This window comes from Thalassotalea loyana (assembly GCF_030161435.1).
Taxonomy (GTDB): domain Bacteria; phylum Pseudomonadota; class Gammaproteobacteria; order Enterobacterales; family Alteromonadaceae; genus Thalassotalea_G; species Thalassotalea_G loyana.
Genome location: NZ_BSSV01000002.1, coordinates 282,893 through 296,118, shown reverse-complemented (window position 1 = coordinate 296,118; position 13,226 = coordinate 282,893). Strand labels below are relative to the sequence as shown.

Here is a 13,226-nt window from a genome sequence, read left to right as displayed (position 1 = left end):
TTGTTTATGTCATTAATCTATCAGTTAAACACATCATTTAACAACTTAGCTGAAGGTGAAAAAGTCTTCGATATAACAAGCGGTAGTTATGCCGGGCAAAAGGTCAAAATTTGCATTTTACGCCAGGATATAGATCAGGACGAAAACGGCACAATAGATCACATTGCTATCGTGATCAAAGCGCAATTTATCGACGACAACGGCGATTGTTTAGTCTCAAGTACCGGCGTTAAATATGAGATCCCATCGTTTACTAACACAGTGCCGCTCGCGCTCATTGCAGAAACGAGCTTTACCGTTACGGATCTGCTCACGACAGCAACTAACCAGGCCGTTGAGCGCGTTGTTAATCACCACGCCGCGATTGACGCGTGGGCGCAGCTGCCGGCCGGCTAGTGCAAAAACGCTAGTAATATTTAACTTTCGATTTTACTTCAATAAGCCTTAACTTATCTGACTGTTAAGGCTTATTTATGCTGCTTTCATTACTTAAAACAATAAGAACACTTTTAGCCTATGTCTTAGTAGGCTTGCCACTCATTGCCGCGTATTTCTTTACTATCCCGACAACGATTTTTTCTCGCTGGGGGCAAAATTTCTGGCTGTCTATTGATATTGTCATTTGCTCAGCTGCGCATGGTACCAGGTATCGAACGATTAGCGGCTGGACGGGCGAGCACGCTTTCACAAAGCGCCGTTACCAATACCAGGCTTATATCATAGATTTATTAGCTTATCCCTTCGAGCGACAGTGGGATCATTGCCATCGCGCCTATATTTATGAATTAAAAAAAGGCTTAGTTTAAATGACTGCTCGCAAGTTAATTATTCTTCGAGAAGATAAGCCTACCATTAACAAATATATAGGCGAAGTAATCGACTCTATACCTATTGAGCAATTCGAAGGTAAAGAAGTTGTAATCGTTGGTAAAACGTTTGTTAGGGTTTGCGTGACGGATTTATCGGAAGACTTAGAAGCCGAGTTACTTGGCGGAGCAAAAAAGCTACGGACACCAGATGTTCAAGATCCGTTTTATCAAGAATTGTTATCACAAGGCATAGTAGAAGTTGACGAGGCAACTTTGCTTAACTATGTGGAGATAAAGTAAATGCCTAGACTAGCTAAGGTGGGCGACGGCTGGGGCGGTTCGGAAGATTACGCCACGCTAGCGTTATGGTGGGCGGCTGAATCTGGAGTCGATTATGGCTCGGCTATTGAGGCGCAATGTAAAGGTTACCTTGGCGCCGTTGTCGACATTAGCGGTTCAGCGGTTCATGGTGCTAAAATATACACCGATAGCGTGACTTATAACGGTGCTAACGGCGATCTGCTTGCTAAAGTTATCACGCTGACAGTAGGCGCAGACAATACCGAAGTTTATGATTTACACTGTTCATCAAACAGCGTTTGGAATAGATCGTTAGTTATAAGCTTAAACATGACCGTCGGCACATTTGACCGATTATTCTGTTCTTCCGATGTTCCCGACGGGCAATACGGTATATTTAGAATTGACTGTCAATCAAACAATGTTCATGTCAGAAATATTGTTATTGATGCTAACAACTGTAAAGACGGCCTTGATTTTAGATATGCTGATTATGCCGGCACACTAGAAAACGTAACAATAATTAACTATCTAAATCGAGGACTGTTAGGCTCGAACGCTCACACATCAAATAAAGTATTTGCGACAGGTGGTGTTAATGGTGATTTTAACAATTTCCCTGAAAGTAACACTAATTCAGCTTCTGGTGATGCGTCAGGCGTACACACAGGCTACACAAAAACAGAGCTCGTCGATCCTGATAACGGCGATTATAGAGTCAAGCTAACATCGTCATTACACGCCTTAAACATTGGGGCTTTTTTTGAGGCGGCCGCAAGCCAAACGCACCAACTAATTTATAACAAAATCAATATTGCGTGCTCGATTGAATCAATTCAACTAACCCGCATTACAAACATCGGGTTTAATGATTTAACGATCCAATCAACAATCGATAATTTCAGCCTGGTAAGAAAATCGACTTTAGCATTTGACGACGTTTTTGTCGGATCCCAAATCGACAATATGAGTGTTATTAAATACTCGTCACTTTTATTCAATGATATAGCTATCGGATCCCAAATTGATAACCTGGCATTAACCAGGTATTCAGCGTTAATTTTTGACGAGCTTATTATTAATTCGACAATCGATAACATGGAGTTATCGACCACAGGAAATAAAGTACTGCAATTTAACAGTGTTAACGTTGGCTGCTCAATTGAAAGCTTAACACTATCACGCAATGCAACATTGCAGTATCACGATTTATCGATAGCTAGCACCATTGACAATATGAATTTGAGCGGCAATAAAGCGCTGCAATTTAACAGTGTTAGCGTCGGCTGCGACATCGACAATATAACCTTGGTACGTAAAGCGTCATTACAGTTTGACGAGCCGACCGTTAGCTCAGAAGTCGAGCACATCGCATTAACCCGATATACCGCGTTATCGTTTGATGACTTAACCGTCGTTTGTGACATTGAATCGCTGACCATGCTGTTAGAGTCAATGCCGGACATTATCGCCGGATCCTTAAACATTATTAGCGCAACGCTTAAATACCATATAGCGAGTAACACACCACAATTTACAGTAGCCAAAGGCTCATAACCCTGGAGTAATAACCATGCCTAAATTTGTTCATGACGACGTTTTAGACGCACCAATCGACAAAATTATCGCAGAAGCGGATCGCGTTATCTGCTTTAACGTGTATTCGACTGTTTACGCAACCGTCACAACACCCGCGAACATTATCGCTGAGTATGTGCCAACAATAACAAAAGCTAACGGCGACGCGTCAGGTCGCAAAGGGACATTACAAGCCGTCTCGACGGTGAATGTCGATAATGCAGGCCAGTTTAACCATTACGCGATTGTCGACGATACCGGCACCAAGATTTTATATATTGGCACCGGTACACAAAAAAACTTAGATGCTGGGGACAAGGTCGACTGTCCGCAAGCTGATATTGAGTTTAACGATCCGACCTAGAAAGGTGACGCATGATAATTGAAACGGTTTTTATTGGTACCGACAACGAAAACGAGTTAATTGTCAGCAATGCTAGAACAGGGGATCCCCTTAATTTTATTGAAATGGGCGTTACAAAAATGGAAGGCTCAGTTCAAGGGATCCCGTTTAGCTCGGAAAATGGCCAAGTTGAATTTTTCAACGGCGGCCGCATCGTGTTTAAACTCGGTCAAGTATTGGCGGCAGCTGCTCGGCAGCAATCACTATCGTTAACGGTATTTGATCCGCTGCACACTAACGGACAGGTGATCATTCACCCGACGTTAGCCGGTGCAAAGGTATCTATTAATGCAGTTAACGCAAACATTTAACCAGGTGCAAAAACACACCTAAAGAAAAGTTAGGCCAACTCTTTATAGTTAGCTTAACTTTTTATATATGAAAAAATTATCTTTTATGAGCGACGCAACAGACATTTTAAAAAATATAGCAAGCGGCCTGGTAGTTGGCGTTATTTCAGTTATCGGAACCGTTAGCGCATTAGATGTTAAAATGGTCGCGTTAAAAGAAGATATTACCGATATAAAAACGAATCAGAGTAAAATGTCACAAGAAACCAAGGCCGAAGCTAAACTCGTTCAAGAGCGACTAAGGCAGCTTGAGTTATTCCACGCCAAAGAGTTAACCGTCGGCGATTATCAGCGCTACATAAATCATAACAATTAAAAGCTAGCGCCTTAGCGCTTCTAAATGCTAAAATCCGCCAACTTTAGACAATTTGTTAACCCTTGATAACGGATTAAAAAAGATCGTCAATCTAAGTGATGACTTTTGCAAACAAGTACAAAAACAAGTACAAATTTTTTGATCTTGTCGAGGCTAAGAGAAAAATATTTAGTAAAATGAAGCACATAAGAAACTTTAGCATTATAGCCCACATTGACCATGGTAAATCAACGCTATCAGACCGTTTGATTCAGCACTGTGGTGGTCTATCAGATCGTGAAATGGAAGCTCAAGTTCTTGATTCTATGGATCTCGAACGCGAACGTGGCATTACTATCAAAGCACAAAGTGTTACCTTAGACTACAAAGCTAAAGACGGTGAAACTTACCAGTTAAACTTCATCGACACGCCTGGTCACGTTGACTTCTCATATGAAGTTTCACGTTCTTTAGCATCGTGTGAAGGTGCATTACTTGTTGTTGACGCAGGTCAAGGCGTTGAAGCGCAAACGGTAGCGAACTGTTACACCGCTATTGAAATGGACCTTGAAGTATTGCCAATTCTAAACAAAATTGACTTACCTCAAGCAGATCCAGACCGTGTCTCAGAAGAAATTGAAGATATTATCGGTATTGATGCAACAGGTGCCGTCGCATGTTCGGCAAAAACAGGTATCGGCATAGAAGATGTACTTGAATGTATTGTTGAAAATATTCCTGCACCTGAAGGTGATCCTGATGCCAATCTACAAGCATTAATTATCGATTCTTGGTTTGATAACTACCAAGGTGTTGTTTCACTTGTGCGTGTCATGAACGGCGAAGTGCGCAAAGGCGATAAGATGCTTGTTATGTCGACGGGTCAAACGCATATTATCGATAAAGTCGGTATTTTCACGCCGAAGCAAACGGAAACGGATATTTTAAAAACAGGTGAAGTAGGTTTCATCATTGCGGGTATCAAAGAGATTCACGGTGCACCAGTTGGTGATACCATCACAATTTCTAAGAAAGAAGCTGAAGAAGCATTACCTGGTTTTAAGAAAGTGCAACCGCAAGTATACGCAGGTATTTTCCCAATTAGTTCTGATGACTATGAAAACTTCCGCGATGCATTGAATAAGTTGAGCCTTAACGATGCGTCATTATTCTTCGAACCTGAAAATTCATCAGCACTTGGTTTTGGTTTCCGTATTGGTTTCCTTGGTATGCTTCACATGGAAATTATTCAAGAGCGTCTTGCCCGTGAATATGACCTTGACTTAATTACTACAGCACCAACGGTAAACTATGAAGTCGCTTGTACTGATGGCACGACTTTGATGGTTGATAACCCAAGTGAACTACCACCAATCAACAACATTGACGAAATTCGTGAGCCGATCGTTCAAGCCAATATCTTAGTGCCGCAAGAGCATTTAGGTAATGTAATTACTCTGTGTATTGAAAAGCGTGGTGTACAAAAAGATATCGTTTACCACGGTAACCAAGTCGCGGTAACTTACGAAATTCCTATGGCTGAAGTTGTCATGGACTTCTTCGATAAGCTTAAGTCTACTTCTCGTGGTTATGCCTCACTTGATTACCACTTTGTTCGTTTCCAAGCGGCAGATATGGTGCGTGTAGATGTCATGATTAATGGCGATCGCGTAGATGCATTAGCGATGATCACACACAGAACAAACTCTGTTGCACGTGGGCGTAGCTTAGTAGAAAAGTTAAAAGAGCTTATTCACCGTCAAATGTTTGATATCGCGATACAAGCGGCTATTGGTAACAATGTTATTGCCCGTACAACCGTTAAACAAATGCGTAAAAACGTAACAGCTAAATGTTACGGTGGTGATGTAAGTCGTAAGAAGAAGCTTCTTCAGAAGCAAAAAGAAGGTAAAAAACGCATGAAGCAATTGGGTAACGTGGAAGTTCCTCAAGAAGCGTTTTTAGCTGTACTTAAGATGGATAACTAGAGTCTATGGCTGCTTATTTTTCTATATTTTTAGTTGCAATCACTGTATTTACAGGCATCGTTTGGCTTGCCAACAAGTTTTATTTAGCGCCGCAGCGCCAAGAAAAGCTTGAGAGCGCACAGTCACAATGTGAAGGTGAATTACCGGAAGACGTTGTTGAAGGTATTTTAGCGCCTAGTGGATTTGTAGATACCTCAGTACAAATATTCCCTGTGATTGCGTTTGTCATGATCCTTCGTTCATTTTTATATGAGCCCTTTCAGATTCCGTCAGACTCAATGATGCCGACATTATTGGATGGTGACTTCATCTTAGTTAATAAATATGAATATGGGTTACGTGATCCAGTTGCTCGCAAAAAATTCTACGAGAATAATTTGCCGGAGCGTGGCGACATAGTGGTGTTCAAGTATCCGGTAAACCCAAATCTTGATTATATTAAGCGTGTGGTTGGTTTACCTGGTGATCGTATTATCTACCGCGATAAGGTCTTATACATTAAAAAGGCTTGTCAGGCTGACGATAAAGAGTGTCCAAACTTTGAGCAAATGCCTTTGGAGTTTGTTGAGCGCGGGACATATTCAGATGGCTTTAATGAACTAACACGTTATGCAGAGCAGCTTGGTGACGTAACGCACGAGATTTTAGTGAATGAAAACTTGCGTCCGCGTGTACCGCATTACTTCCAACAAACTGGTACGCAAGCAGATGAGTTTGTTGTTCCTAAAGGTCATTATTTTGCCATTGGTGACAACCGAGATAACTCCTTAGATGGTCGTTTTTGGGGCTTTGTACCTGAAGAAAATCTTGTAGGTAAAGCGGTCTTTATTTGGATGAGTTTTGATTTTGAGCGCACAGAAGAAGACTTCTTACCAACATGGATTCCAACAGGCATCAGATTTGAAAGATTAGGTGGTATTGGGTGAACATCAAGACCAACCCATTAGCAGCAAATCGCCTGTCTAAACAAATTGATTATCAGTTTAACAATCCTGAGCTGTTGGTTCAGGCGTTAACTCACCGAAGTGCAAAGGGCGTTCATAACGAACGCCTTGAATTTTTGGGTGACTCTATTTTAGGTTTCGTTATCGCTGAAGCGCTTTATCAACAGTTTCCAAAACACAGCGAAGGTGATCTCACGCGTATGCGCTCAAGTATCGTGCGTGGCGTAACGTTAGCGAAACTTGCTCAAGACTTTAAGCTTGGAGAGTATTTAGTACTCGGTCCTGGTGAGATGAAAAGTGGTGGTCATCGTCGAGAGTCAATTCTAGAGGATGCTATCGAAGCAATTATTGGCGCGGTATACTTAGATTCCGATATTGATACCGTTAAAGCGTTGATTTTATCGTGGTTTGATAATCACTTAAAAACGATCAAGCCGGGTGTTCAAAAAGACCCAAAAACCCGTTTGCAAGAATTACTACAGGGTAAAAAAATCGCTTTACCACAGTACGAAGTGATTGATATTCAAGGTAAGTCCCATAACCAAACGTTTACTGTAAAATGTACGACAGACATACTATCTGATGAGGTTATAACTAAGGGCACTAGCCGACGCAAAGCCGAACAAGCAGCTGCTGAGCTTGTCTTGAAGAGATTACAAAATGACAAATAAAGCACCACATTGTGGACTCATTGCGATTGTAGGTCGCCCAAACGTTGGTAAGTCTACCTTGCTAAACAACTTACTTGGCCAAAAGGTAAGTATTACTTCACGTAAACCACAAACAACACGCCATCGTATTCTAGGGATTCTCACTGAAGATGAATATCAAGCAGTGTTGGTTGACACGCCGGGTTTACATGTTGAAGAAAAACGCGCGATTAACCGCTTAATGAACCGTGCAGCGAGTAGCTCTATCGCAGAGGTAGAGTTGGTCATTTTCTTAGTTGAGGGAACTCACTGGACCCAAGATGATGAAATGGTTTTACAGAAAATCAAAAATGCCAATGTACCAACTATTTTAGCGGTTAATAAAACGGATAACGTTCAAGATAAAGAAGCGTTGCTACCTCATTTGCAAAAACTTGCAAGCATGTATGAGTTCAAAGAAATTATCCCTATATCGGCTAAGAAGAGTGAGAACATTGACGCGATTAAAGAGCAGTGCTTTAAAGCATTACCAGAGAGCGATTGGTGGTTCCCAGAAGACTATATTACGGACCGTTCAAGTCGTTTTATGGCGTCTGAAATCATGCGCGAAAAACTCATGCGCTTTACAGGTGATGAATTGCCATATTCTACGACGGTGGAAATAGAGCAATTTAAAGTTGATGAAAAGGGAATATTGCATATCAATGCGTTGGTCTTAGTTGAGCGCAACAGTCAAAAGCGGATGATTATTGGCAATAAAGGCGAAAAACTTAAAGTGATTGGTCAAGAAGCACGTCGTGATATGCAGGAGTTATTCGATCGTAAAGTATTCTTAGAAACATGGGTAAAAGTAAAATCAGGTTGGGCAGATGACGAACGTGCTTTGCGCAGCCTAGGCTATGGCGACGATTATTCGGGGTAATATGCAAGAGACTCAGCAAGCCTATCTTTTGCATAGTCGCCCATTTAAAGAACATCAATTAATCATCGATTTACTTACACAAAACGATGGAAAAGTGAGTGCCGTAATCTCATCTGGGCACTCGCTTAAAGCCAATAAAAAAGGGATTTTGCAACCATTTTCTCGGTTTACTATACAATTGTCTGGTCGTCATCAGCTGAAAAAAGCAAGTCAATTAGAAAGTCTTCACCAACATAAAATGTTGCTCGGAAATTCACTTTATAGTGGCTTGTATATTAATGAACTTTTGGTCAAGCTCTTACCTGAAAATATTCCTTGTGAAACCTTGTTTGAACATTATGCTCAAGCCATTGATTGCCTAGATAAAAGTGATACGATTGAGCCTATATTACGTAAATTTGAAATGCAGCTGCTTGATGAACTAGGCTTTAGCTTAGATTTTAGCGTAGTGAGTGACTCATTGAACGAACAATGGCAATTTATTGTTGAGCAAGGCTTCGTTGAGGCCAATCCCAGCAGTAAACTTCCCATCTTTACACGAGATGATTTACTTGCAATTGCAGTGGGGAACAGCACAACTCCAAATAGTTTGAACACACATAAAATATTAATGCGTCAAATGCTTAATCATTTGTTAGGACATAAACCTTTAAAGAGCCGTGAACTATTTATGGCGAGAGATAAAAAGCAATGAAAGATATATATTTAGGCGTCAATGTTGACCATATTGCGACATTACGACAAGCACGTGGCACGACGTATCCCGATCCAGCACATGCGGCTAGTGTTGCCGAGCATGCCGGTGCTGACGGTATTACGATTCATTTACGAGAAGACCGTCGTCATATCCAAGATAGAGACGTATATGTAATGGCACAAACCATTCAAACTCGCATGAACTTGGAGATGGCAGTTACCGACGAAATGTTGGCAATCGCGTGTGAGGTTAAACCTGCGTTTGTTTGCCTGGTGCCAGAAAAGCGAGAGGAACTAACAACCGAAGGTGGCTTGGATGTTGTTGGTCAACTCGACCGCATTACTGAAGCGGTAACTCAACTATCAGAACAAGGCATTTTGACGAGCTTATTTATCGATGCAGATAAAGATCAGATTGATGCAGCAGCAAAATCAGGCGCACCATTTATTGAAATTCATACTGGTCATTATGCTGATGAAGCTGACGAAGAAAAGCAATTAGCAGAACTTGAGAAAATTAAAGAGGGTGTTGCATACGCGACCTCTTTAGGTATTAAAGTTAATGCTGGACATGGTTTGCACTATTTCAATGTAAAACCAATCGCGGCTATTGAAGATATTATTGAATTGAACATTGGTCATGCGATTATTGCTCGCGCCGCTATCGATGGCTTAGAGAAAGCCGTTAGAGATATGAAAAGACTGATGATTGAAGCGAGAAGTTAATGTCTGTCGTTGGTATTGGTACTGACATATTAGATAGCACGCGTATCGTCGAAATGAAAGGTGCTATGCGTGCCAAGCTTGCTAAACGTGTACTGACACCTCTGGAGCTTGAACGTTATCAAGCTCACTCATTTCCAAGCCAATTCTTGGCGAAACGTTGGGCGGCAAAAGAAGCCGCCTCAAAAGCTTTGCAAACGGGTATTGCACAAGGCGTATCTTTCCAGCATTTTGAGATTACTAATACGGTTAGTGGTGCGCCAATTCTGTCATTAACGGGAGTCGCCTTAGATAAAGCTAAAGCATTAGGTGCTAATAGTTGGCATATTTCTCTTGCTGACGATAACACGCTTGTGAGTGCGTTTGTGATCTTAAGCGGCTAATATTTCTAGTATATAAACAGCGAATGTAAACGTAATCCAATATAAGTGTGGATTATTTTGCGCAAAAAATGTACTTTGTGACTATACTGGTATTAGGGTGATGCCATAAAAGAGGTGGTATATGCAAGCTCACGGTCAGGTAGATAGTCAAATGTATGTCGAACGCAGGACAGAATCCCCGCATCAATCGGTTTGGTGGAATAGATTATCGTTAGCACAAAAATTTTCTGCGAGTAGCTTAGGGAAGTTCGGCTACGAGCTCGCTTTTGTTCGTAATGATAACGGACGAAGTTTAGCCGTGCTCATGTGTAATGGAGGCGTTGCGGTAATCACGGAAGATGGCGAAATAAACTCTTCACCTGATATTCAAATCCGATAGACAGCACGTCGCTAGTCACCACTAACTCAGTTAGGCTGGTGTTAAATATTGACTTGCTTGCTCACTAAGTGCGTCAATATGATCGCTCAATTCAAAAAAGTTTGGCTCTAAGTCATCTATGCTTGCCCCTTGTTTTAACTGGGTTTCAATCTCATTGACACAATGAGCAAGGTTCGGGACACCAGAATAACAACAAGCGCCATTCAATTTATGAATTAAACTTTTTGCACTCTCTACGTCTTGGCAAGCAATAGCCTCGTCTAATTTTTCTTGAGTTTCAGGTAGGCTATTAACTAACCCTGAAAGCATATCTTTGGCTAACGCTTCATTGTTTGCTGAACGCTTCAGTGCAAGATCCCAGTCAATCACCGCCGGCTTAGTTGACGCTGGAGGCTCTATAACCTGCTCAGCTTGCTCTTCTATAGCCTCTTCTTTGGACGTTACAAATAGCTTCAAATCACAATATTCATATATAGTGTGCTTTAACATTGTCTCGTCAATTGGCTTCGTCATGTATGAGTTAAAGCCAAGCTTTAAGAGTCTATCTCTTTCGTCACTTAGCGCATGTGCAGTCACCGCTACGATAGGCGTTTTTTCATTGAACGTGTCATCTTTGATGTGTTTAAGCGCAGTAATACCATCCATTTTAGGCATTTGAATATCCATAAAGATGATGGCGTACTTTTCTTGTTTACATAGCGCCAAAGCGTCTTCACCATTGGTCGCTGTGACAACATCTTGTACTTGTTCGCTTAATAGCGCTTTGATTAACTTTAAATTTGCCTCGTTGTCATCAACAGCAAGTACCTTTATGGGGACAATAACATTGCCTGTTGATGATTGATTAAGATTGTTATCGCTTGATTTATCTTGCAATGCTTTTATTAATCTCATGCCGATAAGTGGCTTTGACAAACACGTTTTTGCACCAGAAGCGATAATGGTTTCTTGTAAGTTAGGTGAGGCGCTATTGATTGCTACATGGACATTATCTATTTTCTTGCTCGTCTCATTAACCAAACTCTTTAATTGGTTTATTGCACCTGGGCTGACGTCGCCACCAATAAGCGCGTAATCAAAGTGTTGCTGTTGCATCATGGTTTCAAACTCATACATTGTCACAGCACAGCTTACGTTCATTTGAGTGGCATGAAGCATTTCCCCAACGGCTTGGCGGCTGTGGGTATGAGGCTCATAATATAAGATAGATTTACTTCTTAAATTTGTTTGGTTTGATAATGTTGTTAACTGAATATGGTTGAGATCAACTTTGAAGGTAAACCAGAAGCTTGAACCGACATTTGGCTCAGATTGTAAACCGATATCGCCATGCATTTCATGTGCTAAACGCTGCGAAATAACTAAACCAAGACCTGTACCACCATATAGTCTTGTTACACTCTTATCCGCTTGGTTGAATGCTTCAAACAACGTTTCTTGTTGCTCATTACTCATACCTATACCAGTATCTTTTACCAGTACTTTTACTATTACGCTTTCTTTATCAATATGTTCTGTGTCAACGTCGATAGTCACTGAACCCTCGTCGGTAAACTTTATCGCGTTGTTGATCAAGTTCGTTAGTACCTGCTTAATTCGCATGGCGTCACCGATTAGGGCGTCTGGTAATTCATTGCTAATACGCAATGACAACTCAATATTCTTTTTGTGAGCACTTGGTGCTAATAACGCGACGGTTTCCTTGATGGACTCTCTTAAGGCAAATGGAATGTTCTCAATGACCATTTTGCCGGCATCTAGTTTTGAGAAATCTAGGATGTCGTTGATGATTGCAAGCAAGTTATTAGCAGAACGCTCAATGGTATGAAGATAATCACGCTGAGTGTCGGTCAATGGTGTTTTAAGCACTTGGCGCGTAAAGCCGATAACACCATTTAATGGTGTACGTAATTCATGACTCATATTCGCTAAAAATTCAGACTTTACTCTGTTTGCATCTTGAGCTTTACGTTTTGCAATATCGAGCTGAACGTTTTGAATCTCAAACTGTTCTAATGATTCTCGTAAGTCTAACGTAGCTTGGTCAATGCTTCGTTGCATTTCCAAATGATAGTCACCGAGTGACTGTGCCATGGCATTGATACCATTTTTCAAGAAGTTTAGTTCGCCGATAAGTTGGCCACTCACACGACTTTCTAATTTACCTTCTCTTATTCTGTCAACCGCTTGGACCATCGAACCTAATGGCCTTGTAACTTTACCAATCAAACGAAATGACGATATCGCACTAATGATTGAACCAAGTACAACTAGGATAAATGCAATGATCATTTCACGTTGTTGATCAAATTGTACTGATTTTTTGTCTACCTGCATTGAGAGGTAGCCGATAATTTTTTGTGGGGAATTGTAATTTTCAGTTGGCTCAACATCGATAATTATCGGCGTTCTGAATATAAGCAAGTCGCTTTGCTCTTCTACGGTCGTTTCTCGAGGAAGATCATAGCCAGCAGGAACACGCATAATGCTTGTGTCCCCATTATAAGAGCTGGTCACAAAAACCTGATTGTCATCAGTAAATAAAACGATGCTTCGAATCACGTCGGCATGATTTCGATGTGTAAAGCTTAATAGTGTGCGAACATCTTCGCGATTTCTGTCATCCAATAGCTTAGTAGAAGCTATCGCTATCGGCTCGATAATATGAGTAGACTTATTAATTAGAAATTCATTTAATTGGGCGTGACGACTTGCAGTGAAATAACCAGCCAAACCCAAGCCGATTAACGTCGTCGGTAAAATAGTAATTAGAATTACCCAATCTTTTAGGCTTATTTTCTGCATC

The 13,226-nt window shown here is 41.1% G+C and carries 16 protein-coding genes; 15 read left to right on the top strand and 1 reads right to left on the bottom strand.

What is annotated here, in order from left to right:
* Window positions 1-6: 6 nt before the first annotated feature.
* From QQK05_RS06460 to QQK05_RS06390, 15 genes are all read left to right on the top strand, one after another.
* Complete coding sequence (locus QQK05_RS06460) at window positions 7-396, top strand: hypothetical protein (protein ID WP_284296779.1); 390 nt, start codon at window positions 7-9, stop codon at window positions 394-396.
* Window positions 397-473: 77 nt separating this feature from the next.
* A complete protein-coding gene (locus QQK05_RS06455) occupies window positions 474-806 on the top strand; it encodes a hypothetical protein (RefSeq protein ID WP_284296777.1) in 333 nt (110 codons plus the stop codon).
* On the top strand, window positions 807-1,109 hold the full coding sequence (locus QQK05_RS06450; RefSeq protein ID WP_284296775.1) for a hypothetical protein: 303 nt from the start codon (window positions 807-809) through the stop codon (window positions 1,107-1,109).
* On the top strand, window positions 1,110-2,666 hold the full coding sequence (locus QQK05_RS06445) for a hypothetical protein (RefSeq protein ID WP_284296773.1): 1,557 nt from the start codon (window positions 1,110-1,112) through the stop codon (window positions 2,664-2,666).
* Between the two features lie 16 nt (window positions 2,667-2,682).
* Window positions 2,683-3,051, top strand: coding sequence for a hypothetical protein (locus QQK05_RS06440; protein WP_284296771.1), 369 nt, complete (start codon window positions 2,683-2,685; stop codon window positions 3,049-3,051).
* An 11-nt stretch (window positions 3,052-3,062) separates the two neighbouring features.
* Window positions 3,063-3,401, top strand: a complete 339-nt coding sequence (locus QQK05_RS06435; RefSeq protein WP_284296769.1) for a hypothetical protein — start codon at window positions 3,063-3,065, stop codon at window positions 3,399-3,401.
* Window positions 3,402-3,468: 67 nt separating this feature from the next.
* On the top strand, window positions 3,469-3,756 hold the full coding sequence (locus tag QQK05_RS06430; RefSeq protein ID WP_284296767.1) for a hypothetical protein: 288 nt from the start codon (window positions 3,469-3,471) through the stop codon (window positions 3,754-3,756).
* Window positions 3,757-3,932: 176 nt separating this feature from the next.
* Window positions 3,933-5,723 (top strand): translation elongation factor 4, encoded by a 1,791-nt coding sequence (gene lepA / locus QQK05_RS06425; protein ID WP_284296765.1) that lies wholly within the window; start codon window positions 3,933-3,935, stop codon window positions 5,721-5,723.
* A 5-nt stretch (window positions 5,724-5,728) separates the two neighbouring features.
* Window positions 5,729-6,649, top strand: a complete 921-nt coding sequence (gene lepB, locus QQK05_RS06420; protein ID WP_284296762.1) for a signal peptidase I — start codon at window positions 5,729-5,731, stop codon at window positions 6,647-6,649.
* Window positions 6,646-7,338 (top strand): ribonuclease III, encoded by a 693-nt coding sequence (rnc, locus tag QQK05_RS06415; protein ID WP_284296760.1) that lies wholly within the window; start codon window positions 6,646-6,648, stop codon window positions 7,336-7,338. The genes lepB and rnc overlap by 4 nt, the downstream gene beginning before the upstream one ends.
* Entirely contained in the window at window positions 7,328-8,239 is a 912-nt protein-coding gene (gene era / locus QQK05_RS06410) for a GTPase Era (RefSeq protein ID WP_284296758.1), read from the top strand. Before rnc ends, era begins: the two co-directional genes overlap by 11 nt.
* The gene (recO, locus tag QQK05_RS06405) at window positions 8,217-8,933 is read left to right on the top strand and encodes a DNA repair protein RecO (protein WP_284296756.1); all 717 of its coding nucleotides are present in this window, start codon (window positions 8,217-8,219) and stop codon (window positions 8,931-8,933) included. The genes era and recO overlap by 23 nt, the downstream gene beginning before the upstream one ends.
* Window positions 8,930-9,661, top strand: a complete 732-nt coding sequence (gene pdxJ, locus QQK05_RS06400) for a pyridoxine 5'-phosphate synthase (protein ID WP_284296753.1) — start codon at window positions 8,930-8,932, stop codon at window positions 9,659-9,661. The genes recO and pdxJ overlap by 4 nt, the downstream gene beginning before the upstream one ends.
* Window positions 9,661-10,041 (top strand): holo-ACP synthase, encoded by a 381-nt coding sequence (acpS, locus tag QQK05_RS06395; RefSeq protein ID WP_284296751.1) that lies wholly within the window; start codon window positions 9,661-9,663, stop codon window positions 10,039-10,041. Before pdxJ ends, acpS begins: the two co-directional genes overlap by 1 nt.
* 121 nt (window positions 10,042-10,162) lie before the next feature.
* Complete coding sequence (locus tag QQK05_RS06390; protein ID WP_284296749.1) at window positions 10,163-10,420, top strand: hypothetical protein; 258 nt, start codon at window positions 10,163-10,165, stop codon at window positions 10,418-10,420.
* 30 nt (window positions 10,421-10,450) lie between these two features.
* Here the strand turns inward: QQK05_RS06390 and barA are convergent, their stop codons facing one another.
* Complete coding sequence (gene barA, locus QQK05_RS06385; RefSeq protein ID WP_284296747.1) at window positions 10,451-13,225, bottom strand: two-component sensor histidine kinase BarA; 2,775 nt, start codon at window positions 13,223-13,225, stop codon at window positions 10,451-10,453.
* Window position 13,226 lies beyond the last annotated feature (1 nt).